This is a genomic window from Roseomonas aeriglobus (assembly GCA_016937575.1).
Taxonomy (GTDB): Bacteria; Pseudomonadota; Alphaproteobacteria; order Sphingomonadales; family Sphingomonadaceae; genus Sphingomonas; species Sphingomonas aerigloba.
Map to the genome: position 1 here is coordinate 118,849 of JAFHKN010000002.1, position 25,125 is coordinate 143,973.

Here is a 25,125-nt window from a genome sequence, read left to right on the forward strand (position 1 = left end):
CAGAGTGTGATGAAGGCTGCCGGCGCAGCTGGCGAGACACCTCTGCGTCTCCGCGTCTCCGCGTCTCCGCGTGAAAATATCTTCTTCTCTAGGCGTCCCTCCGACAAGCTCGGGACGGGCTTAGCGCCTTTTCTGAATCAACTCTTCTCGCGCGCCGCCTTCACCGCCGCGGCCAGCTGATCCTGCGGAACCGCGCCGGATACGATGCGGTCGCCGATCACCCAGGCGGGTGTACCGGTCATGCCCAACGCGCCGGCCGTGCGCAGATTCTTGTCCAGCTCGGCCGCCGTCTGCGGCGACGCGACCACGCGACGTGCCCGCGCGACATCCAGTCCGGCCTTCGCCGCTGCTGCCAGTACCGCCGCTTCGGTTGGGCGGCCCGCGGCGAACAGGGCGGTGTGGAAGGGCAGGTACTTGCCCTGTTCCGCCGCCGCCACGCCCCAGGCAGCGGCGGTGCGGCTGTCGGCGCTGAGGATCGGCAGTTCGCGATAGACGATGCGGACGCCCTTGTCGGCGGTCACCAACTGGTCGATCTCGGGCAGGCTCGCACGGCAGTAACCGCACGCATAGTCCATGTACGTCACGACGGTGACGTCGCCGTTCGGGTTGCCGCCGACCATGCCGGGGACGGGCGTGAAGATGGCGTCGCGGTTGGCGGCGACCAGCTTGCCCGTTTCGCGCTCCTGCAGCTTGGCCATCGCTTCAGGCAGGACTTCGGGATGCGCCAAGAGATACGCGCGAACGTCGCCGGGCGCCGGTTGCAGCCGTTGCAGGCCAAAGGCCGCGGCCCCCCCGAGCACGCCGGCGAGCAGCAGAAGGACGCCAAGCATCCAGGGGCGAATCGTCACCGGCGGCGGTTCCTCTTCTCGTCGTCCCACGCCGTCTGCGAGACGAGCAGGATGTCCTGCGCGCGGATCCAGTCGCTGCTGCCCTTGGGCAGCCCCGCCATCGCCGCACGCGCGGAGACGAGGGCGGTGCGCGTGTCGCCGGTCAGATTGGCGCGTTCGGCCGTGGCGAGCGCGGTGCGCGGCGTGTCCCCCTTGCGCTCGTACACGGTGCCGAGTTGGGTCCATGCCCAGGGGTTCTGCCCGTCGCGCTGAACGGCGGTGCGGAGCACCTTCTCCGCCTCGTCGAGATTCTTCGGATCCTCGGTCGCGATCAGCGCATGGCCGAAGGTCGTCGCGATCAGCGGCGAATGGCGCGACGCGGCGGTCGCCTCGCGCAGCGGACCGACCGCCCCCTTGGGATCGCCGCCCTCCATGATGATCTGACCCTGGAGCTCGAGAATATAGGGGTCGTGCGGCAGCGCCTTGACCAGCGCCGCGGTCTCGGTCGCGGCCTGCTCGGGATAGCCCGACAGGTGATAGGCATAGGCGCGCGCGTAATGCGCGGGCACCGACTGGTCGCTGACCGGATATTTGAGCAGGGTTTCCTTGGGATCGTTGACGTAGCCGCGCAGCTTCGCCTGCACGCGCTTGAACCGCGCCTCGATCCCCGCGTCGGACGGCGTGTTCCAGGTCGGCACGCCGCGGGTCACGGCGTCCAATGCCGCCATGCGTTCGCCCGACAGCGGGTGGGTGCGGTCGTAGCTGCCTTCGCTCTGCGTGATGCCGTAGCGAAATTCGAGGTTCTGAAGCTTCTTGAAGAAGCTCAGCATACCCTTGCCGGTGATGCCGGCGGTCGACAGGTACCGCGCGCCCGCGGCATCGGCGCTGGTTTCCTGGACGCGGGTGAAGGCGAGCAGCTTGCCGAGCGCGGCGCGCTGGCCCGCCGCGAGGATACCCGCACCCGCGTCGCCCGCACCTGCCGCCATGGCGGCGACGCCCAGCACCAGGCTGATGATCGAGATGCCCATCGCGCCGTTGTATCCACGGTCCTGGAGCGGAATGTGGCCGTTGGCGATGTGGCCGACTTCATGGGCGATGACGCCCTGGACCTCATTCGCGTTCGACGCCGCGTCGATCAGCCCGGAGTGGATGTAGACGATCTGCCCGCCCGCGACGAAGGCGTTGATCGAGCGATCGTTGATCACGACGACCTGGACGTTCTTCGGATCGAGCCCGGCCGCGGTGATGATGCCGTTCGACATGTCGGCGAACAGCGCCTCGGTCTCCGCGTCGCGCAGGATCGACTGGGCGGATGCGGGTTGCGCGAAGAGCAGCGCCGACGCGGCCAGCGCGGCGACGACGCGGCGGAGGGACTGGGTCAGAGGTCGCGCCATGATGCGGGCTCTTGCGCTCACGTGGCTGAATGGAGGGTGAAGCCAGGAACATCCTCCCCGGTACGGGCAGGTGGACCACCGCCCACGGCGGTGGTGGAGGGGGCGGGCCGCAAGCGATATGCTCGCGGCGCCCCCCTCCACCGGCGACGCCGGTCCCCCTCCCCGCGAGCGGGGAGGATCGGGTACGTGTCAGGCGCCAAACGTCCGCTGCCACCAACCGCGGCGGGGGGCTTCCTCGCTGCCGTTGCCGGTCGCGTCGGCGGGGCCGGCGGCGGCGTCGTCCAGCGGGACGGCGGCGTCGGCTTCGATCGTCGGCGCGGCGGTCACGGCGGGCAGGTCGCTCGTCGCCGTCTCGGCGCTGGCAGCCGGCGTAGCCTCGGCCTTCTTGCGCGAGGTGCGACGGCGCGGCTTCGGTGCGGCGTCAGCCTCGGCGTCGGACGCAGCCTCGACTGGGACCGCAGCAGCGGGCGCTTCGGCCTGCGGCTCGACAGTCTCGGTCTTCTTGCGACGCGCGCGCTTCGGCTTGGCCGGAGCCTCCTCGGCAGCGGGCGCTTCGACCGGAGTCTCGATCACAGCTGTCTCGACCGCTTCGGCCTCGACGGTCTCGATCTTCTTGCGACGCGAGCGCTTCGGCTTGGCCGGAGCTTCCTCGGCGACCGGCTCGGGGGCCGTCTCGACGACCGCTTCGGCCTCGGCTTCCGGCGCCGCGTCGACCGCGGGCTGTTCGCCGACGAACTCGGCGGCCTCGGCCCGATCACCATTCTCGCGGCGGCCGCCACGACGGCCGCGGCGGCGACGACGGCGTGGCTCGCCTTCGTCGGCGGTCGCGGCTTCGGTCGGCGTCTCGATCGCCTCGGCGCCAGCCTCGGCTTCGCCGTCGTCGGTGGCGTCGACCGTGACTTCGGTCTCGGCCTCGCCGTCCTCCCGGCCTTCCCCTTCCGTGTCGCGACCCCGACCGCGACGCCCTCGGCGGCGGCGGCGGCGACCGCGACCGCGGCCTTCACCCTCGTCGTCGCTGCGCTCAGGCCGCTCGCCACGCTCGCGGCGGGCGGGGCGTTCCTCGGCGTCCTCGGCGTCGGCCTCTTCGGCTTCCTCCTCGATCTCGTCCTCGTCGTCCTCTTCCGGCAGATCCTCGTCGAGGTCCTGCATCGGTGCGTCGAAGCGCGGGGCGTGGGCAGGCGGCGGCCCGCTCGCCTCGACCGACATGCGCGCGCCTTCGACTTCGCCATCCGACAGCACTTCGACGCGGACGCCATAGCGGTCCTCGATCTCGGCGAGTTCGGCGCGCTTGTTGTTGAGCAGGTAGAAGGCGGCTTCCTGGCTGGCGCGCAGCGTGATGTTGGCGCCGCGCCCGCGGGCAGCCTCGTCCTCGATCAGACGGAGTGCCGACAGGCCCGCCGACGATGCGGTACGGACCAGACCCGTGCCCTCGCAATGCGGACACTGGCGGGTCGAGGCCTCCAGCACGCCGGTGCGCAGGCGCTGGCGGCTCATTTCCATCAGGCCGAACGACGAAATGCGACCGACCTGGATGCGCGCGCGATCGTTCTTCAGCGCCTCCTTCATCGCCTTCTCGACCTTACGGACGTTCGATCCGTGGTCCATGTCGATGAAGTCGATGACGACCAGGCCCGCCATGTCGCGCAGGCGCAGCTGGCGCGCGATTTCCTGCGCGGCTTCCAGATTGGTCGCGGTCGCGGTCTGTTCGATGTTGTGCTCGCGGGTCGAGCGCCCGGAGTTGATGTCGATGCTGACCAGCGCCTCGGTCGGGTTGATGACCAGATAGCCGCCCGACTTCAGCTGGACGACCGGATGGTACATCGCGGCCAGCTGATCCTCGACATGCGCGCGCTGGAACAGCGGCACGGGGTCGCTGTAATGCTTCACCCGCCGTGCGTGGCTGGGCATCAGCAGCTTCATGAAGTCCTTCGCCTGGCGGTATCCGTCCTCGCCCTCGACGATCACTTCCTCGATGTCGCGGTTGTAGATGTCGCGGATCGCACGCTTGATCAGGTCGCTGTCGCCATAGACGAGCGCGGGCGCCGCCGACTGGAGCGTCGTTTCGCGGATGCCGTCCCACAGGCGGGCGAGATAGTCGAAGTCGCGCTTGATCTCGACTTTGGTGCGCTGGAGCCCGGCGGTGCGGACGATGCAGCCCATCGACGGCGGCAGCGCCAGGTCGGCCATGATCGACTTCAGCCGCTTGCGGTCGCTGGCATTGTTGATCTTGCGGGAAATGCCACCGCCGTGCGCGGTGTTCGGCATCAGCACGCAGTAGCGCCCGGCGAGGCTGAGGTAGGTGGTCAGCGCCGCGCCCTTGTTGCCGCGCTCTTCCTTCACGACCTGGACCAGCAGCACCTGGCGCCGGCGGATGACGTCCTGAATCTTGTAGCGGCGGCGCAGGTTCATGCGGCGCTCGCGCAGCTGGTCTACCGCGCTGTCGTCACCGCCGCGGCGCCCGCGACGACGCCGGCGCGACGAGGATTCGCCGCCGTTCTCGCCTTCGGACACTTCCTCCGAATCATCGTCGTGGTCCGAATCATGATCATGGTCGTGATCGGCGTCGTCGTCGGCATGCTCGACCTCGCCGCCCTCATCGCCGTGGAACTCATCCTCGGCTTCGGCGCGCAGCGCGGCTTCCTCGGCGGCGTGTTCCGCCTCCTCGCGTAGCAGCGCCTCGCGATCCTCCTTGGGGATCTGATAGTAATCGGGGTGGATTTCGCTGAACGCCAGGAAGCCGTGGCGATTGCCGCCGTAATCGACGAACGCCGCCTGTAGCGACGGTTCGACCCGAGTTACCTTGGCGAGATAGATATTACCCTTGAGCTGCTTGCGCTCGGCACTCTCGAAATCAAATTCCTCGATTCGATTCCCTTTGACGACGGCCACGCGGGTTTCCTCCCGGTGGCGTGCGTCGATCAGCATACGCATGGTCATTGTGAAGTCTCCGGGCGCGCGCTGCTCCGCAGCTGGGGCGCGGCGCGCGCATGTCTATGGTTCGCGGCCCGGGCGGAGCGCCCGGCTGCGGGGTGAAAGCGAAAATACGAAGTGCGTCTGCTGACATGGCCCACGCACCGGAGACTTGGTCCGGCGCGACCGCTGCGCCCACGCGAACCGCCGGGGCGGTGCAGTGGAGGCGGAGCGGGTTATGCCTCATTGTTCAGCGTCAACCTGGTTTCGCGCGCACGACCGGGCGGTCGCGGCGATCTGTTCTTATCGTCGGCAAGGACGATCGGGCGTTCCCAAATGGATGCCCTGCCTCCCGACATAGGTTGCGTAGCATCCATGGGCCACCCCGGCAACCGTCGCGCCGCCGCTAATCGTTGCGGGTACGACAGATTTGTGACGCGCCAGGTCGTTTCGCACCCGAAACCGGCAGGCCCTTGCCGTATTGCCGGCAAAAACATGCCGAACGGCAAATTTACCAGTTCGCTCAACCGCACCTTGTCATGCGCGGGACTAGGCAGAGACCACAGGGATCAAAGGGAAAACCCCCATGTCTTTTGGCTGGACCGCCGCCGTCGGTGCACGGCATAGGTCGTGTGTGCTTGCTTTCCTCGCCCTCCTGGCTGGGCTGTTCACCGGCGTGCCGAGCTGGGCGGGAACCGTGCGCGACATCCGTGTCGAGCGCGGCCGGATCGTCCTGACCTTCGACGAACGGGTCGCGGAGGCGTCGAGCTTCGTCCTGAACGAACCGCGGCGGATTGCGATCGACCTGAGCGGCGCGAGCCCGGGTGGCCGCGCGAGCGTTGGCGGACCGATCGCCGGTGTGCGCCAGGCCGCGCGGGAGGGCGGCGCTCGCGTAGTGCTCGACCTCGAGACGCCCGCGATCGTCACCGATGGAAGTTTCGGCGAGGACGGCCGCACCCTGACTCTCCAGCTGAAATCGGTCGATGACAGCCGCTTCGCCCGGGCCTCGGCCGAAGGGCGCAAGACCTTCCTCCCCGACGTCGCCCTGACGACGCCGGTCAAGGCGAATGGCTATAGCGTGACCATGCGGGTGCCGGCCGCGGGCAAGGCGTTGCCGCTGCCGCGCGTGATGGGGGCGGCCAACCGTCCGCTGGTCGTCGTCGATGCCGGACACGGCGGGCACGACCCGGGCGCGATCTCGCCCGACGGACGCCTGCAGGAAAAGGACCTGACGCTGAAGGTCGCCAAGGCGATCCGCGACGAATTGGTATCGTCGGGCCGCGCCCGCGTCGCGCTGACCCGCGACGACGACCGTTTCCTGGTCCTGCGCGAACGCTATGAAATCGCGCGGCGGATGGGCGCGGCGCTGTTCATCTCGATCCACTGCGACAGCGCCGGCAACCCCGAAGCGACCGGGGCGACCGTCTATACGTTGTCCGAAATCGCCTCCGACAAGGAAGCGGCGCGCCTCGCCGCCCGTGAAAACAAGGCCGACGTCCTGGCGGGCGTCGATCTGGGCGATGCCGGCGCCGACATTTCGCAGATCCTGATCGACCTGACCCAGCGCGAGACGATGAACACATCGGCAAGCTTCGCCCGTGTGCTCGGCCGCGAAGCGCGCCCGCTGATCCCGACCAAGGCGACATTCCACCGCATGGCGTCGCTGATGGTACTGAAGGCACCCGACGTGCCGTCGATCCTGTTCGAAACGGGCTATCTGTCCAACCAGAACGACGCCGACTTCCTCAATTCGCGCGAAGGCCGCGAAAAGGTCGCGCAGAGCGTGCGCCGCGCGGTCGAAGTCCATTTCGCCACGCGTATGGCGAGCCGGGGTGGCACGGACGTGGTCGCCGAGCAGTAGAAGAGATTTTTCAGAGAAGGCGCAAAGGCGCGAAGGATGGCTCGCTGGCGGCATCTGCGTGCCGCGTCAGCGGCCATCGCAATCCGTAAGGTCTCGCTGACGCGAGACGTTGGCCACGAGCGATACCTCTTCGCAGCTTCGTGCCTTTGCGCCTTCTCTGAACCCGTTCCTTTTCTTCGACTTCCCCCGCGCCGCGCGTGCGGCTAGAACCCCGCCCACAATGCCCGACACCAGTACGACCGACCCGCGCGCGGCGCGTCCGATCCGCGAGCCCGGCCGATTTCGGCAGCTGTGGGCGCGGCGCTGGGTCCGGATCCTCAGCTATCTTGGTGCGATCGGTCTGGCGGCGCTTGCCGGCCTGTGGTTCGCGGTGTCGCGCGACCTGCCGTCGGTCGAGAAATTGCGCGCGTACGAACCATCGCTGCCGACGAACGTGCGCGACCGGGACGGCCAGCCGCTGCAGAGCTATGCCCGCCTGCGCCGGGTCGAGCTGAGCTACGACGAATATCCGCCGCTGCTCGTCAAGGCCTTCCTGGCCGCCGAGGACCGCACCTTCTTCGAACATTCCGGTGTCGACTATCCCGGCATCGCGGCGGCCATCATCACCAATCTGAAGAGCGACAAACGCCCGATCGGCGCGTCGACCATCACCCAGCAGGTCGCCAAGAATCTGCTCGTCGGCAACGAGGTCAGCTATGTCCGCAAGGCGCGCGAGGCGCTGCTCGCCTATAAGATCGAAGCTGCGCTGACCAAGCAGCAGATCCTGGAGTTGTACCTCAACCAGATCGAACTCGGCCGCAACGCCGCAGGTGTGGCCGCGGCCGGCCATGCCTATTTCGACAAGGACCTGAACCAGCTGAGCCTGGCGCAGCTGGCCTATCTGGCGATCCTGCCGAAGGGGCCGTCGAACTATGGCCCCGAACGCCATTACGACCGCGCGATCGGCCGACGGAACTGGGTGCTCGGCGAAATGCTGCGCAACAATTTCATCACCCAGGCCCAGCATGACGCGGCGGTCGCGCAGCCGCTCGGCACCGTCCCTCGGCAAAACGCGCGGGTCGATCATAACGGCGGCTATTTCGTCGAAGCGGTGCGGCGCGAACTGCTCGATCGCTTCGGCGAGACGGACCAGGCCGGGCCATATAGCGTCTACGACGGCGGCCTGTGGGTGCGTACCTCCTTCGATCCGCGGTTGCAGGGCTATGCTCAGGACGCACTGCGCGCCGGGCTGTTGCGCTATGACGGCGGCCGCGGGTGGGCCGGGCCGCTCGAGCACAAGGACGTGACCGACGACAATTGGCGCGGCCAGCTGGTCGCGACCAACATCGGTCTCGACTATCTCGACTGGCAGGCGGCGATCGTCGTGACGAAGGGCGCGGAGAGTGCCGACATCGGCTTTGCCGACGGCAAGACCGGCATTCTGCCGCGCGGCAACGCACAGATGCCGGTGCGCGGGGTGGGCGGGACCGCGTTTGCCGCGCTGAAGGCGGGCGACATCATCGCCGTGGCACCGGCGGGCGGCGGCTGGGCGCTGCGCAGCGTACCCAAAGTGTCGGGTGCCTTCGTGGTCGAGGAACCGTCGTCGGGCCGCATCTTCGCGATGCAGGGCGGGTTCGACAGCCGCCTTGGCAGCTTCAACCGCGCGACGCAGGCGATGCGCCAGCCGGGATCGACCATCAAGCCGATCGTCTATTCGGCAGCCCTCGCCAGCGGCATGACCCCGGCGTCGATCATCGTCGATGGACCCTTCTGCGTCTATCAGGGCGCCCGGCTGGGCCAGAAATGCTTCCGCAACTTCGGCAACATGCGCGCGGCCGGCCCCAAGACGATGCGCTGGGGCATCGAACAGTCGCGCAACCTGATGACGGTACGCACCGCCGCGACCGTCGGCATGCCGCGCGTCGTCGATTATATCCAGCGGCTGGGCGTCTCTACAGCCAAGCTGCCGCCCTACCTGTCCTACGCGCTGGGCGCGGGCGAGACGACCGTCACGCGGATGACCAATGCCTATGCCATGCTGGTCAATCACGGCCGGCAGATGGAACCGACGCTGATTGATTATGTCCAGAACCGCCGCGGCGGGGTGATCTGGCCGTCGAACTGGCGTCCGTGCGATGGCTGCAACGCGCCCGACTGGGACGGCGGCGCCATGCCGCGCCCGCAGCGTCGCTGGCGCCAGGCGATCGATGCGATGACCGCCTATCAGATGGTTCACATCACCGAAGGCGTCATCCAGCGCGGCACCGCGACCGTGCTGCGCGACCTAGGGCGCCCGATCATGGGCAAAACCGGCACGACGACGGGGCCGACCGACGTCTGGTTCGTCGGCGGCACCCCGCAGATGGTCGGCGGGCTCTACATCGGATATGACACGCCGCGGAATTTGGGCGGCGCCGTGCAGGGCGGCACCTTCGCGGCGCCGATCTTCCGGGCGTTCGCGGAGAAAGCCTATGCCGGCCTGCCGGTCGTTCCCTTCCGCGCGCCGCCGGGCATTCGCATGGTCCGTATCGACCGGATGAGCGGCCGCCCGGTCTACGGTACTTTCCCGACCTCCGACGACCCGAAGGCGGGCGTCATCTGGGAAGCGTTCAAGCCGCAAAGCGAAGGGCGTCGCGCCCGTCGCACGACCGAGGACGAGGCCGAGGCCCCCAAGGCCCAGGCGTCTCGCGCGGCGGGACCGGCGGAGAAAGCGCGCGACAGCGATTTCTTGCAGCGTGAGGGCGGTATCTACTAGGGCGGGTGCCTATATCGGGCATTCCCCCGCGATTTTCTTTCGGAGTTTCTCGTTATGCGCGCCGAAGCGCAGGTTCACGTCGACACGATCAAGGACGCGCTGTCGCTGCTGCGCCGGTTTCTCAACTGGGACGTCGCGTTGCGCCGGCTCGACGAACTCAATGCGCGGGTCGAGGACCAGGCGCTGTGGAACGACCCCAAGGCCGCGCAGGAAGTCATGCGCGAACGCCGCCGGCTGGACGAGGCGATCACCGCGACCCGCGATATCGAGCAGGAGCTGAACGATACCGCCGAGCTGATCGAGATGGCCGAAGCCGAGGGCGACGAGGCGATGGCGGCCGAAGGGACCGAGGCGCTGGCGGCGCTGGCCAAGCGGGCGGAGGCCGACAAGGTCAAGGCGCTGCTGGCGGGCGAAGCCGACGCCAACGACACCTATATCGAAATCAACTCGGGCGCCGGCGGCACCGAGAGCCAGGACTGGGCCGAAATGCTCCAGCGCATGTACACGCGCTGGGCCGAGCGTCACGGCATGAAGGTCGAGCTGATCGACTATCATGCGGGCGAACAGGCGGGCATCAAGTCAGCGACGCTCCTGGTGAAGGGCGAGAACGCCTACGGCTATGCCAAGACCGAAAGCGGCGTGCACCGGCTGGTCCGGATCAGCCCGTATGATTCTTCGGCACGGCGTCACACCAGCTTCTCGTCGGTGTGGGTCTATCCGGTGATCGACGACAATATCGAAGTCGAGGTCAACGAAAGCGACTTGCGCATCGACACCTATCGCGCGTCCGGCGCCGGCGGGCAGCATATCAACACGACCGATTCGGCCGTTCGTATCACCCACTTGCCGACCGGCATCGTCGTCCAGTGTCAGAACCAGCGATCGCAGCACAAGAACAAGGCAGAGGCCTTCAACCAGCTGCGTGCGCGCTTGTACGAGCGCGAATTGGCCGAGCGTGAAGCCGCCGCCAACGCCCAGAACGCGACGAAGACCGACATCGGCTGGGGCCACCAGATCCGCTCCTACGTCCTCCAGCCCTATCAGCTGGTCAAAGACCTCCGCACCGGCGTGACCTCCACGGCGCCGAGCGACGTGCTCGACGGCGGACTCGACCCGTTCATGGCCGCCGCGCTGTCGCAGCGCGTGACCGGCGAGGCGGTCGAGGTGGAGGACGTCGATTGATCTCGCTCACCCGTGTTGGACGGACGGTGGGGGCAGCCCTGCTTCTCACCGCCTGCTCCGGCGCGCCGGTGACGCTCAACAAGACCGACGAACCGCGTTTCCCCGCCGCCGAGCGCCCGATCGCCAAGATCGTCAGCCCGCGCTGGTCGACCGAGGAGGCGCGCGATCGACTGCGCGAGGCGGACAAGGTCATGGACCTGGCTGGCATCGCGCCGGGCATGACGGTTGCCGACATCGGCGCGGGCGAGGGGTATTACACGATCCGCCTGGCGAGCCGCGTCGGTGCCAAGGGCCGGGTGCTTGCCGAGGATATCGTGCCGGCCGTTCGCGATGCGCTGGCCCAGCGTGTGACGCGCGAGCGGCTGGACAATGTCAGCGTCCGCCTGGGTGAGCCCGACGATCCCGAACTGCCCGAGAACAGCTTCGACCGCGTGCTGATGGTCCACATGTATCACGAGATCGAGGAGCCCTATAAGTTCCTGTGGCACCTGCGCCCGTCGCTCAAGAAGGACGGGGCCGTGGTCGTGGTCGACGCCAACCGATCGACCCAGAACCACGGCACGCCGCCGGCGCTCCTCGAATGCGAATTCGCGGCGGTGGGGTACAAGCGGATCGAGTTGCGCACGATGCCGTCAGCCGGCGGCTACATCGCGCTGTTCCGCCCCGAAGGTCCGCGACCCGCGCCCGAAGCGATCAAGCCGTGTCGGATCGCGGCGGGGGCCTCCACGCAATAACGATGTCGTCATCTCCGCCTTGGCGGGAACGACGGTGGAAGGGACTGTGTTAGACCACCCCCATCGCCCGCAAGCTCGTCATCGTGCTGTCGGTCACGATCAGATGATCGACCAGCCGCACGTCCACCAGCGCCAGGGCCTGTGCGAGCGATCGCGTGTGGTCCAGGTCGTGCCGGCTGGGCGCTGCGTCGCCGCCCGGGTGGTTGTGCGCGACGATCACCCCTGCCGCGCCGAACGCCAGCGCGTCCAGCGTCAGCGTGCGCGGTGGGACGGTGACCTGGTCGGCGTCCCCGGCGATGACCCGCAGCCCCAGCACGCGCCCGTCCGGGTCCAGATAGGCGACACCCGCGACTTCTCCAGGCGCACGCGCCAGCCCGGCGAACAGCGCGCGCGCCCGAGACAGGCGGTCGATGCGGAGCGGGCTGGCGTCCATCCGCCAGCCTGTGGCGCGCCCGCGACGGCGCGATCCAGCCGAACCCGCTCGACTTCGGCGCCGAAACGGGGGGAAATCTTTGCGGGCTTGGCGAGCGCGGGCGGCGGCAGTAACGGGCGACTATGACCGTCACGATCCGCACCGCCGACCTGATCGAGAGCGTCGCCGACGCCCTGCAGTTCATCAGCTACTATCACCCGATGGATTACATCCGCGCGCTAGGCGAAGCCTATACCGCGGAGCAATCGGCGGCGGCCAAGGACGCGATCGCGCAGATCCTGACCAACAGCCGCATGTGCGCGGAGGGGCATCGCCCGATCTGCCAGGACACCGGCATCGTCAACGTGTTCGTCGAATGGGGCATGGACTGCGTGCTCGACGACACCTCGCGCTCGCTGCAGGAGGTCGTCGACGAAGGCGTCCGCCGCGCCTACCTCCACCCGGAGAACAAGCTGCGCGCGTCGGTCCTCGCCGACCCGGCTTTCACGCGGCGCAATACGAAGGACAACACGCCTTGCGTCCTCCACGTCACGATGGTGCCGGGGTCGAAGGTGTCCGTCGACGTCGCGGCCAAGGGCGGCGGATCGGAAAACAAGTCCAAGTTCAAGATGATGAACCCCAGCGACTCGATCGTCGACTGGGTGCTGGAGATGCTGCCGCAGATGGGCGCCGGCTGGTGCCCGCCGGGGATGCTCGGCATCGGCATCGGCGGCACGGCGGAGCATTGCGTGCTGCTCGCCAAGCAGGCGCTGATGGAGCCGATCGACATGGGCCAGCTCAAAGCACGCGGGCCCCAGAACGATATCGAGGCGTTGCGCATCGAGATCTTCGACAAGGTCAATGCGCTGGGCATCGGTGCGCAGGGCTTGGGCGGCCTGTCGACCATCCTCGACGTCAAGATCAAGGACGCGCCGTGCCACGCCGCGGGCAAGCCGGTCGCGATGATCCCCAACTGCGCCGCGACCCGCCACGCGCACTTTACGCTCGATGGATCGGGGCCATCGTATCTCGAGGCGCCGAAGCTCGACGAATGGCCCGACGTCAACTGGACGCCCGACAAGGCCGCCAAGCGCGTCGATCTCGACACGCTGACGTCTGAAGACGTGCAGGGTTGGAAGCACGGCGACCGCCTGTTGCTGAACGGCAAGATGCTGACCGGCCGCGACGCCGCGCACAAGCGGATCGCCGACATGCTGGCGAAGGGCGAAGAGCTGCCCGTCAGCTTCAAGGGCCGCGTGATCTATTATGTCGGCCCGGTCGATCCGGTCGGCGAGGAAGTCGTCGGCCCGGCCGGTCCCACGACGGCGACCCGCATGGACAAGTTCATGCGCATGATGCTCGACCAGGGCCTGCTCGCCTGCGTCGGCAAGGCCGAACGCGGGCCTGCCGCTACGGAAGCGATCAAGGATCACAAGTCTGCCTATCTGATGGCGGTCGGCGGTGCGGCCTACCTCGTCGCCCGCGCGATCAAGGGCAGCAAGGTCGTCGGCTTCGAAGACCTGGGCATGGAGGCGATCTACGAATTCGAGGTCGCCGACTTCCCCGTGACGGTCGCGGTCGACAGCGATGGTGCCAATGTTCACACGCTGGCGCCGCTGGTGTGGCGGGAGAAGATCGCCAAGGAAGGGTTGCTGCAGCCGGCGTGAGTATATACGTCGTCAGTACCGCGGAGGAGATCCTATGTCCAAGGCCGCCGTATTTACGATGAAGCTGGAACCCGAGCTGCGAGACGAATTTATGGCGGCGGCGGAGGAATGTCATCGTCCCGCGTCTCAGGTCGTGCGCGAGTTGATGCGTGAGTTCGTGCAGCGTCAGCATGAGCGACGCGAGCACAGCGACCTGCTTCACCGCAAGGTTGCCGCGGCTCGAACGTCAGTCGCTGCCGGATCGGGCAGGTCGAACGATAGCGTCGAGGCTGATTTCGCCGCACGTCGTAGCGAGATTGATCAGTCCGCGTGAAGATCGTCTGGACGCCGCAGGCGGTCGCCGACCGCGATCCAGTGGCGGCGGTCAGGATGGACCAGCGATTTAGCGATGCGGTTGCCGGGCTGGCCGAGTTTCCCTTGCGCGGACACCCTGGTGAAGTGGCAGGGACGCGCGAACTCACGCCGCACCGCAGCTATCGGCTGGTGTACGAGGTCGTCGATGACACGGTGTGGATTCTGGTTCTGATCCACAGCGCCCGTCTCTGGCCGCCGCTGTCGGATATCGGCGCCGAATAGAGAAAGCGGGCCGCCCTTTCGGACGACCCGCCTCCCATTTACGCAAGATTACCGGGCCCGGCTGTTACGCCGCCGGGCCAAAGCGTCGTCCGCTTAGAAGTGGGTGACCACACCCAGCGTCGGACGGAAGCTGTGAGCGTTGCCGAAGGTCGACACTTCACCACGCAGACGGAAGCCCGAGTTGCCGGTGATGCCGCCGAGGCCAATGCTCTTCGGGCCGACTTCGAAACCGATGCCGTAGGTGATGTCGTCATAGTCGCGGTTGGTCGGGACGCGCTTGGCGAAGTTGACCCACTGATAGCCGACCTTGCCGTAGATGAGGCCCGAGTCACCCGCGCGCAGACCGAAGCGGCCGGCCGCACCATACTGCCAGTCGATATCGCCCGACACGCCCTTGGCGACGTTACCTTCGGCACCGACGAACACCGGGCCCAGCGGCACGTTGACGCCGACCAGACCTTCGACCAGGCTGCCGTTCAGCTTGTCGCGACGGGTGACGGGCGGGATACCCGCGCGGTTGCCTTCGCTGTCGAACTGTTCCCAGCCACCACGGATGCCGAAGTACGGCTCGATGCCGAAGGCGCGGGTGCCATCGGGGGCGGTGACCGTGTCGGTCGGGGCGGTGGACGCGTCCTGCGCGAACGCAGGCACAGCAAGGGTCGTGGCCGCAAGCGCGGCAGCGGTCAGGATCTTACGCATAGTAAACCTTCTTCGTTACAGTGTCGGACGAGGCGGGCCGATTGAGGCGTGCCGTGTCCGTCCAGGGACCTGCTGAATGCCGACACGCGCCGATTGTTGCGCCGCACCCTCAAAAAAGCGGCGGAAAACTAACATTGTTGCACTTCTGCCACGGTTTCTTGCTGGTCCATGAACGAAATCAGGCGGTCGTGTGGCGCCAACCTGTCCTGTTGATGCCGATTAAGGCAGGCCGTCTGGAACCGTCGGGCGACAGCAGCGATAAGCGGACATGATCCGATTCCTTCGCTTGTCCGGCGCAGTCCTGGTGTGGCTTGCGATCCTTGCGCTGCTGGCGGTGGTCATCGTTCCCCGGTTTCTCGACCGGCGCTATTACGAGGGGCCGGTGTCGGGGCATTTCGACGGACAACGGTTCTTCAACCCGGATGGTGAGGACACCGTCCGCCTGCCATCGGGCGGGGGACGCGGTGGTTTCCTCTGGCGGCAGGCGACCGGCAGCGACGGCCGGCCGGACTGGCCGACGCAGGTCGCCGTGACGCCCGCCACACCGGCGGCGCGCGTTGCGGGCGACGCGATGGTCGCGACCTGGGTCGGCCATGCGACGGTGCTGGTCCAGACCGCCGGGCTCAATATCCTGACCGATCCGGTGTGGAGCGAGCGCGCCGGTCCGTTCGGCTTCGGCCCAAAGCGCGTGGCGCCGCCGGGCATCGCTCTGGCTCACCTGCCGAAGATCGATCTGATCGTCGTCAGCCACAATCACTATGACCACCTCGATCTCGCGACGCTCAAGCGCCTCTGGGATCGTGACCGGCCGCTGATCGTCACCGGGCTGGGTAACGGAGCGCTGATGCGCTCGGCCGGCATCGGCGCGGTCGAACTCGACTGGCGCAACGCCGCCGTGCTGACCGACACCGGCGTCGAGATCGAGGGCAACGGGGTACCGCGCTGCGATCCGTTCGGCGCATGCCCGCGCGACCGGGCAACCGTGTTCGTCACGCGCAACCATCACTGGTCGAGCCGCTGGTTCACCGACCGCAACCGCGCGCTGTGGTCCAGCTTCGTCATCCGGACGGGCAGCGGCACCATCTTCTTCGCGGGCGACACCGGCTTCGGCGACGGGCGCTGGCCCGCGGAGGCGGCGAAATTCGGCACCCCGCGCCTCGCGATCCTCCCCATCGGCGCCTTCCGGTTCGAACCCGGCCAGATGGGCACGGGCAGCCATATCGGCCCGGTCGATGCGGTCGAGGTATACCGCCGGCTGGGCGCGCAGACCGCGATCCCCATCCACTGGGGCACGTTTCGCCTGAGCTACGAGGCGTATGACACGCCGCCGAAGCTGCTGGCCGCGGCGACGCGGTGCACCGGGCAACAGGGTTTTGCGCCGGTCGCGATCGGGGTGCCGTTCGTCGTTCCACCGCTGACCGATCGACGCGCCGCTCCGCCGCCGATGGACCGCGACGCTCTGCTCCGGTGCCTCGACACGCCTGCGGTACGTGCGCTGCGATGAGCGCCTATTACGTCACCGCGATCGACCGCATCGGCTGGGCGCTCGCCGTCGGGGGTGCGGCCGGCGGGGTGGTCGCCGGGGCCCTGGCAGGTCGAAGCGGCCCTAACGGGATCATGGGCGCTGCTGCGCTCGGCACGCTCGCCACTTGGGTCGTGCTGATCCTGGTCGCGGTGCCGATCTGGACGTGGTTCCACCACCGCAGCCGCCGGGACCCGGCGACGGCCGCATTGCTGGGCAGCGGACTGGGGCTGGTGCTCGGCCTCTTCACCGGGGCGCTGCTGGCGGCATTGGCTGCGACGATGTGTGGCGCGGTAATCGGTTGGCTGATGCAGCGCGTGGGCTATCGTCGGCTGTTCTGACGCGTTGCGCGTCCGCGCGTGATCCCCATATGTACCACCATGGTCATCCAGATCCGCAAGAGCCTCGACGAACCTGAAACCGATCAGAGCTTCGTGCCGCACCGCCCGGCGCGCCCGCTTAAGGCGGAGGGGGGCCGGCGGTTCGAGATCGTCAGCGAATATCAGCCCTCGGGCGACCAGCCGACCGCGATTGCAGAACTGGTGACGCAGGTCGAGGCTGGCGAGCGCGACCAGGTGCTGCTGGGTGTCACCGGCTCGGGCAAGACCTTCACCATGGCGCAGGTGATCGAACGCGTGCAGCGCCCCGCGCTGATCCTCGCGCCCAACAAGATCCTGGCCGCGCAGCTCTATGGCGAGATGAAGTCGTTCTTCCCGAACAACGCGGTCGAATATTTCGTCAGCTACTACGACTATTATCAGCCCGAGGCCTATGTGCCGCGGTCGGATACCTATATCGAAAAGGAAAGCTCGACCAACGAGGCGATCGACCGGATGCGCCACTCGGCGACGCGGTCGCTGCTGGAGCGTGACGACGTCATCATCGTCGCCTCGGTCAGCTGTCTCTACGGCATCGGTTCGGTCGAGACCTATTCGGCGATGATCTTCGACCTGAAGAAGGGCCAGAGCGTCGACCAGCGCGAAATCGTCCGCAAGCTGGTCGCGCTTCAGTACAAGCGCAACGACGCCGCGTTCCAGCGCGGCAACTTCCGCGTGCGGGGCGACAATCTCGAAATCTTCCCCTCGCACTATGAAGACAGTGCCTGGCGGATATCGTTCTTCGGCGACGACATCGAGGAGATCGTCGAGTTCGATCCGCTTACGGGCAAGAAGGTGGCGAGCCTCGACTATGTCCGCGTCTATGCGAACAGTCACTATGTGACGCCGGGACCGACGCTGAAGCAGGCGACCGAAGCGATCAAGTTCGAGCTGGCCGACCGGCTGCAGGAATTGATCGGCGAGGGCAAGCTGCTGGAGGCGCAGCGGCTGGAGCAGCGTACGAACTTCGATCTCGAGATGATCGCGGCGACCGGCAGTTGTGCGGGGATCGAGAACTACAGCCGTTTCCTGACCGGGCGTCTGCCCGGTGAGCCGCCGCCTACCCTGTTCGAGTATCTGCCCGAAAACGCGCTGCTGTTCGTCGACGAAAGCCATCAGACGATCGGGCAGATCAACGGCATGTCGCGTGGCGACCACCGGCGCAAGATCACGCTGGCCGAATATGGCTTTCGCCTGCCCTCGGCGATCGACAATCGCCCTCTACGCTTCAACGAATGGGACGCGATGCGTCCCCAGACCACCTATGTCTCGGCGACGCCGGGCGAGTGGGAGATGGAGCAGACCGGCGGCGTCTTTGCCGAACAGGTCATCCGCCCGACCGGCCTGATCGACCCGCCGGTCGAGATTCGCCCGGTCGAGGAACAGGTCCAGGACCTGATCCAGGAATGCAAGAAGACGACGCAGCTCGGGTACCGCACGCTCGTCACCACGCTGACCAAGCGGATGGCGGAGGATCTGACCGAATATATGCACGAAGCGGGACTGAAGGTCCGCTACATGCATTCGGACGTCGAGACGCTGGAGCGTATCGAGCTGATCCGCGACCTGCGCCTCGGCGTCTATGACGTCCTTATCGGCATCAACCTGCTGCGCGAGGGCCTCGACATTCCCGAATGCGGGCTGGTCGCGATCCTCGATGCGGACAAGGAGGGTTTCCTGCGCTCCGAAACGTCGCTGATCCAGACCATCGGCCGTGCCGCGCGTAACGTCGAGGGGCGGGTGATCCTCTATGCCGATCGCATGACCGGCAGCATGGAACGCGCGATCAACGAGACGAACCGCCGCCGCGAAAAGCAGATGGCGTATAATGCCGAACACGGCATCACGCCGGCGACCGTCAAGAAGAACATCGGCGACATCATCGCCCATGTCGCATCCAAGGATCAGGTCACCGTCGAGATCGACGAGGACCGCCCGCACATGGTCGGCCACAATCTGCGCGCGTACATCGAGGAACTCGAAAAGAAGATGCGCGATGCAGCGGCGAATCTGGAGTTCGAGGAGGCCGGTCGTCTTCGCGACGAAATTCGCAGCCTGGAACAGGAAGAGCTCGGCCTGCCGGTCTCCGAACACAAGGCGCCGGTGATGGGCCGGTCGAACGAAGGAAAGCCGGGGACACGCAAGACCCGGTATGGCAAACAGCAGAAGATGCGGATGGCTGGCGGCTCGCGGCGGGGGCGGTAGTTAAGCTCTGTGGTGGCCCGTGGTTGCCGAAATAATGGTTGAAGCGCGAGTCGGCGTGCTCTCAATAGGCGGCTCACATTTGGAGTGGGCACCGTGATCCTGACTTTCGCTGATCCGGAACGGAGCGGGTTTGGCTTCGGCAATGAAGCCGGAAGCTTCCATCCGACATTCAGCACACTGCTCGTCGTAAACTTCGGCAACTCGACGGTGCCGATCGCCTCGACGACATGCGCGTGCCGCCCGGCAACCGCTTGGAGGAGTTGAAGGGCGACCGCAAAGGGACATATAGTATCCGCATCAACGATCAGTGGCGGATCACCTTCCGCTGGTCAAACGGAGGCGCGGACGATGTCCGGATCGAGGATTATCATCGCTGAGGAGGATCGGTTGGACAATGTCCATCCGGGCGACATCTTGCGCGAGGATTTCCTGATTGGGAGAGAAATTCCTATCGCGGAAGTCGCCGAGAGTGCGCAGATCGATCCGGTCGTTCTGGCGGAGATCATCGCGAGCCGGCGTGACATCGATGCGTCGATCGATGCGCGGCTTACCCGATATTTCGGCATGTCGGACGGCTTTTTTCTGCGGCTGCAGAATAGCTATGACATGGAGGAGGTCGCTTACCGCGAGGCGGACGACCTTGCTAAGATCGTCCGCCGCGCCGCCTGACGCTCATCCCTCGCGAAGATCCTCCGTCCGCGTGCCGTAATAGCCCGCGACACGGTCCGCATAGGCCTGATCGAAGGTCGGGGCGTTGTTCGCCCAGCTCGGGCCGCCTTCCAGCAGGCGTTTGTCGACGGTGATCGTGTAGAGGTCATTGGCGACGTCGTAGATCAGCAGTTCGAACGGCACGGCGTAGAAGCTCTTGCCCATGCCGAGGAAACCGCCGAGGCTGAGGACCGCATGAGTCGTGCGGCCGGTGCCTTTGTGGATCATCAGCGCGTGAACGGTGCCGACGGTGTTGCCGTCGCGGCTCTGAACCTTCAGCGTGTGGGCGACGTTCGCCTGGACCAGCAGGATCGTTCCGGCGTCGAGTTCGGTGCTCATGTCTTTTAATCCTGATTCAGATTGCAAGCTGTCGGCATTGGGAACCGGCGGGGCGGGGCTCGGTTCCCCGAAGGCGGCGACCGGCCCGGCCGATCGGTGGTTGAGGCGGGCGGCACGCTGGTTCATGAGGCCCGATGTGATGCGTTCTATCTTCCTTGCCGGCCTGGCCGGGCTCGTCGTCCTGTCCGCCTGCGTGCCGAAAGCCGAAGCGCCGGCGCCAGCGCCGATACGGCCCGTGCCGATCCCCGTCCGCACTCCGACGCCGCCGCCTGCGCCCCCGCCGTCGAGCGACTGGCGGGACTGGGCGTTGAGCCCGGGCACATGGCGATACGCGGCGGACCCACGCGGCAGCCGGGCGACCTTCGGCAGCGGCGCGGGACCCGCGCTGATGCTGACCTGCGACCGCGGCGCCAATTCCGTGCGCCTGACACGCACCGGCGTGTCGGCGGGCACGGTGACCGTGCGGACCAGCACAACGGCGCGCACGCTGGCGGTCCAGCCGGTGGCGGGTGGGGTCGAGGCGGTACTGCCCGCGGCTGACTCGTTGCTCGACGCGATGGGCTTCAGTCGCGGTCGTTTCGTGGTGGAGGGCGGCGGTGCGCCTCTGGTCGTTCCGGCGTGGCCGGAGGTCCTGCGCGTCGTCGAGGATTGCCGCGGCTGAGGCCCTTTGCCGGGAAGCGCGAGATACTGACGCGCTTTCTTCGCATTACAAGTCTTGAAACCGGGGCCGACACGATTCACATTCCATCTGTGCCGAGCAACCGGCACGTTCGTGTTCAACAAGCGAAAGGAGGTGATCCGATGTCTCATGGTTCAGCAGTGGGGTCGGTTCAGTTCGTTCGGGAGACGCGCTTCTGACCTGACGCGCGGATCAGGCGCTTGTCGCCGATCCGTGAGGGCGCGCGGGGGGTATCCTCCCCCAATCAACGCCGTCCGCATCAGGCATCAGAGGCCCGCATGGTCTCCCGGGCTGGAGCTCTCCGGCCGCTGACCATGTCGGAGGTCGTCGGGGTGGTAGAAGCCACCTCGGCGGCCTCTTTCATTTTTGCGGGCGGCCGGCGATTTGCGAAAGCAAGTCGCGGACCCGCGGCGGCGGGCGGCGGTGCCGCGCAGCGGCTCCGGCCGACGGCATGGCGTAACGGTTGTCGCTCGATCCACGACGCCTCAGTCATCCCGGATCAGGCCGGAATGACGGTGATTTGGCTATGGCGGGCGCCGCAAAAAGCTGATGCGCGGGCTGCACTTTCCGCAGCAACGCCGAACCGCAAAACGCGGCGCTTCGACAAACGCAGCACGAACGGGTCAGGTCAGGCCGCTGCCCCCGACCTTACGCCGCTTGCGCCACCTCGGGCGCCAGCACCCACGCCAGTGCCGCGTCGCGCGTTTCGAAGAAGCGGACTTCCGGCCGTTCGACCAGCAGGCGCTTCGCCTGGATGCGGGGCAGCATGCTGCCGGTGACGATACCGATGCGGCGCGAGCGGACCGCAGGGGTGCGCATCATTGCTTCCAGCGCCTCGGCGACGTCCTGAGACTGCGTGCCGGCTTGGGTATAGTCGCAGACCGAAACCGGCGGCTTGCCGGTCTCATCGAGCACGCGCTTGGCCGCGGCGGCGATCGCCTGGGCAAAGGCGCTGACGTCGGCGAGCGTCCAGAAGCCGATGATCGCGGACTCGAACAATCCCACGTCCACCCGGACGTCGACCTTGAAACGTGCTGTGTCCATGCACAGGCGGTCTGCGCCGGAATGATTTACAGTCAGTTGCTTGCTACTAAATTTTGCGACGAACCGCGCGGTTTCGGGTCAAACCGCGACCGGAGCCGCGATGTGCGCATGCGGTTCATACCCCGTGACGAGGAAGTCGCCGATGGCATAGTCGAAGATCGTCTCCGGCCGGCGGGCGATCGTCAGACGCGGCTCGCCGCGGGGTTTGCGCGCCAGCTGTTCCTCGACCAGATGCGCGTGGTTCAGATACACATGCGCGTCGCCGCAGCTCCACACCAGCTCGCCCGGCTCCAGCGCGCATTGCTGTGCCAGCATGCGGATCAGAAGCGCGGCGGAAAAGGCGTTGAAGGCAAAGCCCAGCCCCAGGTCGCATGACCGCTGCCAGAGCATCCCCGACAATTTCCCGTCCGATACATGATATTGATAGGTCATGTGACACGGCGGCAGCGCCATGTCGTCGAGTTCGGCGACGTTCCAGCCGGTAAAGATATGCCGGCGCGACGTCGGGTTGGTCCTGAGCGACGTCACCAGGGCTGAGATCTGGTCGATCCCGCGCTCCGCTTTGCGGTACAGCCCGTCGCCGATCGCGTCGTAGACCGGCCAGTCCACCCACTGCTTGCCATAGACGGGCCCGAGTTCGCCCCAGCGTGCGGCGAAGTCGGCATCGGCCAGGATGCGCGCCTCGAACGCATCGCGATCCAGTCCTTCGCCGGTGGCGCGGTTGTAGGCGTCGAGCGGCCAGTCGGTCCAGATATGCACGCCCTGTTCGACCAAGGGGCGGATGTTGGTGCTTCCGCTCAGGAACCACAGCATCTCGCGCGTCGCCGTCTTCCACGCGACCCGCTTCGTCGTCAGCAGTGGCACCCGGTCGTCCGACAGGTCGAACCGCATCGTCGGTCCGAACAGCGATCGCGTGCCCACGCCGGTACGGTCGCGCCGCTCGTCGCCGCGCTCCCAGACGTCGCGCAGAAGGTCGAGATATTGCTGCTCGTAATGCATCCCGGTCATGCCGCGCCTTCTAAGGCGGCAGGGCAGTGACGACAATGCATCGGGAATTGGGAAGAAAACACTGAAAATGCGCAGAATGTATGTCGCGGAAAGGAAAACTTTAATGATCGCTTCGCTAAATCCGCGGCGTGCCGAACGTCATCCGATCCCTGCGAAATCTTGGCGGCACCCGACTGAGCGGCGCGCCTGCCGACCGAGCGGTCGACGAAGCGCTGGCACAGGGTGAGCAGGCGCAGTTGCTGGTCCGCGAGTTCGAGGAACAGGGCTCCGGCTGGTTCTGGCGAACCGACCGCGACGGCTTCGTCACCTATCTTTCGCGCAAGGTCGCCGATCAGCTTCAAGCGGCCGACGGCGGAATCGGCGCAACGCTGACCACGCTGTTCCAGATGGACAGCGACAGCCCGGAAACCGAACGCACCCTGGGTTTTCATCTGTCGTCGCGCACGTCCTTTGCGGAATATTCGGTGCGCGGGGTTGCCGGCAACACCGACCGCTGATGGTCGATTTCGGGCCGCCCGATCGTCGATGCCAACGGCAATTTCCAAGGGTTCGTCGGCTGGGGCAGCGACCTGACCGCCAAGCGCCGGTCGGAGGCGGAGATCACGCGCCTGGCGCTGTTCGACGGCCTGACCGGCCTGGCCAATCGCCAACGGATACGCCTGTCGCTCGACCAGACGCTGGCACAGCTTGCGACGACCTATCGCACCGCGGCGCTGATGCTGCTCGATCTCGACCGGTTCAAGGCGGTCAACGATACGCTCGGGCATCAGACCGGCGACGCGCTGCTGAAACAGGTCGCCCAACGACTGACGCGGGCGGTCGGCGACGCCGGGCTGGTCGGGCGTGTCGGCGGGGACGAATTCAAGGTGCTGGTGCCGACCGATGCCGATCGCGATCGGCTGGCGACGCTGGCCGACACGATCATCGCGTCGCTGTCGCAACCCTATTTTATCGGCGGGTCGTCGATTTCCATCGGCTGCTCGATCGGCATCGCGGTCGCCCCCGACGACGGCACGGATGGCGATTCGCTCGTCCGCAATGCCGACCTGGCGCTCTATTCGGCCAAGGGCGACGGACGCGGCATGCACCGCTTCTTCCGTGAGGAGATGCTGGACGAGGCGCGCAACCGCAAGCAGCTGGAAGACGACCTGCGCCAGGCGCTGGTCGGGGATCAGCTCCACCTTGTCTACCAGCCGATCGTCGCCACCGCCGACGAACGGATCACCGGCTATGAAACGCTGCTGCGGTGGAACCATCCGGTGCGCGGGGCCATCAGCCCGGCCGAGTTCGTGCCGATCGCCGAAGAATGCGGAATGATCGAGACGATCGGCACCTGGGTGCTGCGCCAGGCGTGCGCCGACGCGGCGCAATGGCCGGGTGACACGCGGGTTGCGGTCAACATTTCGCCCATTCAGTTCGCCAACCCGGCACTGCCGTCGATCGTCACGAGCGCGCTGGCCACCTCCGGCATCGCCGCTGCCCGGCTGGAGTTGGAGATCACCGAGAGCGTGTTCGTCAATGAAGGTGCGTCGACCGAGGCGATGTTCGCCAGCCTGAAACGGCTGGGGGTGCGGCTGGCGCTCGACGATTTCGGCACGGGCTATTCGTCGCTTGGCTATCTCCGCAAGGCGCCGTTCGACAAGATCAAGATCGACCGCAGCTTCGTCTACGGCGTCTCGGATACGACCAACCGCAACGCGGCGATCGTCCGTGCGATCGTGACGCTGGCCGACACGCTGGGGATGGAAACGACCGCCGAAGGGGTCGAGACGCAGGACGAAATCGGCCTGATCCGCGATCTGGGCTGCACGCACATCCAGGGATGGGTCTACGGCAAGGCCGTGCCTCAGGCCGATGTGCTGGCGCGCGCCGCGACCGGCGAAACGCGGATCGCACCCGTCGGACACCGCGTCAGCCGCGCGACCAGGACGAAGGTGCTGCGCTGGGCTAAGCTCGAGGTGGGCGGCAGCTGTGGCGACGTCCGCATCCGCAACTGGTCGTCGGGTGGCGCGCTGATCGACGGTATCGCCTTTCCCGCCGGGTCGGAGGGGTGTCCTGTCCGGCTGGATCTGGGCGACGGCCGCGTGGTCGCCGCGATCGTACGCTGGGCGCAGGAGGACCGCGCCGGGCTGGCGTTCGATCGGCCGATGCCGCTGGAGGCGCTCGCGCCGCGTTCGCAGCAGCGCGCGCCCGATCGATCCCGCACCGGCTGAACGACCGTCGTATCGCCATTGCCGTTTGGCGGCG

23 protein-coding genes are annotated in these 25,125 nt (G+C 66.8%); 15 read left to right on the plus strand and 8 right to left on the minus strand.

Translation table 11 applies throughout. From position 1 onward, the window contains the following. Positions 1 to 137: 137 nt before the first annotated feature. The 3 genes from JW805_00930 to JW805_00940 all read right to left on the minus strand — a co-directional run bounded on the left by JW805_00930 (position 138) and on the right by JW805_00940 (position 5,158). Entirely contained in the window at positions 138 to 848 is a 711-nt protein-coding gene (locus JW805_00930) for a DsbA family protein (GenBank protein MBN2970579.1), read from the minus strand. After that, positions 845 to 2,221, minus strand: a complete 1,377-nt coding sequence (locus JW805_00935) for a M48 family metalloprotease (protein ID MBN2970580.1) — start codon at positions 2,219 to 2,221, stop codon at positions 845 to 847. Before JW805_00935 ends, JW805_00930 begins: the two co-directional genes overlap by 4 nt. A 189-nt stretch (positions 2,222 to 2,410) precedes the next feature. Next, entirely contained in the window at positions 2,411 to 5,158 is a 2,748-nt protein-coding gene (locus JW805_00940; protein MBN2970581.1) for a ribonuclease E/G, read from the minus strand. 607 nt (positions 5,159 to 5,765) lie between these two features. Between JW805_00940 and JW805_00945 the strand changes: the two genes are divergently transcribed. From JW805_00945 to JW805_00960, 4 genes are all read left to right on the plus strand, one after another. After that, a complete protein-coding gene (locus tag JW805_00945; GenBank protein ID MBN2970582.1) occupies positions 5,766 to 6,992 on the plus strand; it encodes an N-acetylmuramoyl-L-alanine amidase in 1,227 nt (408 codons plus the stop codon). Positions 6,993 to 7,212: 220 nt separating this feature from the next. Next, positions 7,213 to 9,726, plus strand: coding sequence for a transglycosylase domain-containing protein (locus JW805_00950; protein MBN2970583.1), 2,514 nt, complete (start codon positions 7,213 to 7,215; stop codon positions 9,724 to 9,726). Positions 9,727 to 9,780: 54 nt separating this feature from the next. Continuing rightward, positions 9,781 to 10,908 (plus strand): peptide chain release factor 2, encoded by a 1,128-nt coding sequence (gene prfB / locus JW805_00955; protein ID MBN2970584.1) that lies wholly within the window; start codon positions 9,781 to 9,783, stop codon positions 10,906 to 10,908. Beyond that, positions 10,905 to 11,642 (plus strand): class I SAM-dependent methyltransferase, encoded by a 738-nt coding sequence (locus JW805_00960; GenBank protein MBN2970585.1) that lies wholly within the window; start codon positions 10,905 to 10,907, stop codon positions 11,640 to 11,642. The genes prfB and JW805_00960 overlap by 4 nt, the downstream gene beginning before the upstream one ends. 49 nt (positions 11,643 to 11,691) lie before the next feature. Here JW805_00960 and JW805_00965 read toward each other — a convergent pair whose 3' ends face one another. Further along, complete coding sequence (locus JW805_00965) at positions 11,692 to 12,075, minus strand: hypothetical protein (GenBank protein MBN2970586.1); 384 nt, start codon at positions 12,073 to 12,075, stop codon at positions 11,692 to 11,694. 122 nt (positions 12,076 to 12,197) lie between these two features. On the opposite strand from JW805_00965, the gene JW805_00970 reads away from it, so the two are divergent. Genes JW805_00970 through JW805_00980 form a run of 3 tightly spaced genes read left to right on the plus strand, consistent with a single transcriptional unit; the run spans position 12,198 to position 14,297 of the window. After that, a complete protein-coding gene (locus JW805_00970) occupies positions 12,198 to 13,721 on the plus strand; it encodes a fumarate hydratase (GenBank protein MBN2970587.1) in 1,524 nt (507 codons plus the stop codon). A 34-nt stretch (positions 13,722 to 13,755) separates the two neighbouring features. Continuing rightward, positions 13,756 to 14,034, plus strand: a complete 279-nt coding sequence (locus JW805_00975; protein ID MBN2970588.1) for an antitoxin of toxin-antitoxin stability system — start codon at positions 13,756 to 13,758, stop codon at positions 14,032 to 14,034. Then, positions 14,031 to 14,297, plus strand: a complete 267-nt coding sequence (locus JW805_00980; protein MBN2970589.1) for a type II toxin-antitoxin system RelE/ParE family toxin — start codon at positions 14,031 to 14,033, stop codon at positions 14,295 to 14,297. Before JW805_00975 ends, JW805_00980 begins: the two co-directional genes overlap by 4 nt. 93 nt (positions 14,298 to 14,390) lie before the next feature. On the opposite strand, the gene JW805_00985 is transcribed toward JW805_00980, so the two are convergent. Continuing rightward, positions 14,391 to 14,996 carry a hypothetical protein gene (locus tag JW805_00985; GenBank protein MBN2970590.1) on the minus strand — a complete coding sequence of 202 codons (606 nt, stop codon included), beginning with the start codon at positions 14,994 to 14,996 and terminating at the stop codon, positions 14,391 to 14,393. A gap of 268 nt (positions 14,997 to 15,264) precedes the next feature. Here JW805_00985 and JW805_00990 point away from each other — a divergent pair, with 268 nt between their 5' ends. From JW805_00990 to JW805_01010, 5 genes are all read left to right on the plus strand, one after another. Next, a complete protein-coding gene (locus JW805_00990; GenBank protein ID MBN2970591.1) occupies positions 15,265 to 16,500 on the plus strand; it encodes an MBL fold metallo-hydrolase in 1,236 nt (411 codons plus the stop codon). Further along, a complete protein-coding gene (locus tag JW805_00995) occupies positions 16,497 to 16,859 on the plus strand; it encodes a hypothetical protein (protein MBN2970592.1) in 363 nt (120 codons plus the stop codon). The genes JW805_00990 and JW805_00995 overlap by 4 nt, the downstream gene beginning before the upstream one ends. 39 nt (positions 16,860 to 16,898) lie before the next feature. After that, the gene (gene uvrB / locus JW805_01000; protein MBN2970593.1) at positions 16,899 to 19,100 is read left to right on the plus strand and encodes an excinuclease ABC subunit UvrB; all 2,202 of its coding nucleotides are present in this window, start codon (positions 16,899 to 16,901) and stop codon (positions 19,098 to 19,100) included. 167 nt (positions 19,101 to 19,267) lie between these two features. Continuing rightward, positions 19,268 to 19,477, plus strand: a complete 210-nt coding sequence (locus JW805_01005; protein MBN2970594.1) for a type II toxin-antitoxin system RelE/ParE family toxin — start codon at positions 19,268 to 19,270, stop codon at positions 19,475 to 19,477. Then, on the plus strand, positions 19,449 to 19,769 hold the full coding sequence (locus JW805_01010; protein ID MBN2970595.1) for a HigA family addiction module antidote protein: 321 nt from the start codon (positions 19,449 to 19,451) through the stop codon (positions 19,767 to 19,769). Before JW805_01005 ends, JW805_01010 begins: the two co-directional genes overlap by 29 nt. Positions 19,770 to 19,772: 3 nt before the next feature. Here the strand turns inward: JW805_01010 and JW805_01015 are convergent, their stop codons facing one another. Beyond that, positions 19,773 to 20,147, minus strand: a complete 375-nt coding sequence (locus JW805_01015; GenBank protein MBN2970596.1) for a PRC-barrel domain-containing protein — start codon at positions 20,145 to 20,147, stop codon at positions 19,773 to 19,775. A gap of 139 nt (positions 20,148 to 20,286) precedes the next feature. On the opposite strand from JW805_01015, the gene JW805_01020 reads away from it, so the two are divergent. Then, a complete protein-coding gene (locus JW805_01020; protein MBN2970597.1) occupies positions 20,287 to 20,808 on the plus strand; it encodes a hypothetical protein in 522 nt (173 codons plus the stop codon). A gap of 666 nt (positions 20,809 to 21,474) precedes the next feature. Here the strand turns inward: JW805_01020 and JW805_01025 are convergent. Continuing rightward, positions 21,475 to 21,870 (minus strand): hypothetical protein, encoded by a 396-nt coding sequence (locus JW805_01025; protein ID MBN2970598.1) that lies wholly within the window; start codon positions 21,868 to 21,870, stop codon positions 21,475 to 21,477. Positions 21,871 to 21,948: 78 nt separating this feature from the next. After that, on the minus strand, positions 21,949 to 22,869 hold the full coding sequence (gene thyA / locus JW805_01030; protein ID MBN2970599.1) for a thymidylate synthase: 921 nt from the start codon (positions 22,867 to 22,869) through the stop codon (positions 21,949 to 21,951). A gap of 137 nt (positions 22,870 to 23,006) precedes the next feature. Between thyA and JW805_01035 the strand changes: the two genes are divergently transcribed. Together JW805_01035 and JW805_01040 are read left to right on the plus strand one after the other, a co-directional pair. After that, positions 23,007 to 23,375, plus strand: coding sequence for a hypothetical protein (locus tag JW805_01035; GenBank protein ID MBN2970600.1), 369 nt, complete (start codon positions 23,007 to 23,009; stop codon positions 23,373 to 23,375). A 219-nt stretch (positions 23,376 to 23,594) separates the two neighbouring features. Further along, complete coding sequence (locus JW805_01040) at positions 23,595 to 25,091, plus strand: EAL domain-containing protein (protein ID MBN2970601.1); 1,497 nt, start codon at positions 23,595 to 23,597, stop codon at positions 25,089 to 25,091. Positions 25,092 to 25,125: the final 34 nt, after the last annotated feature.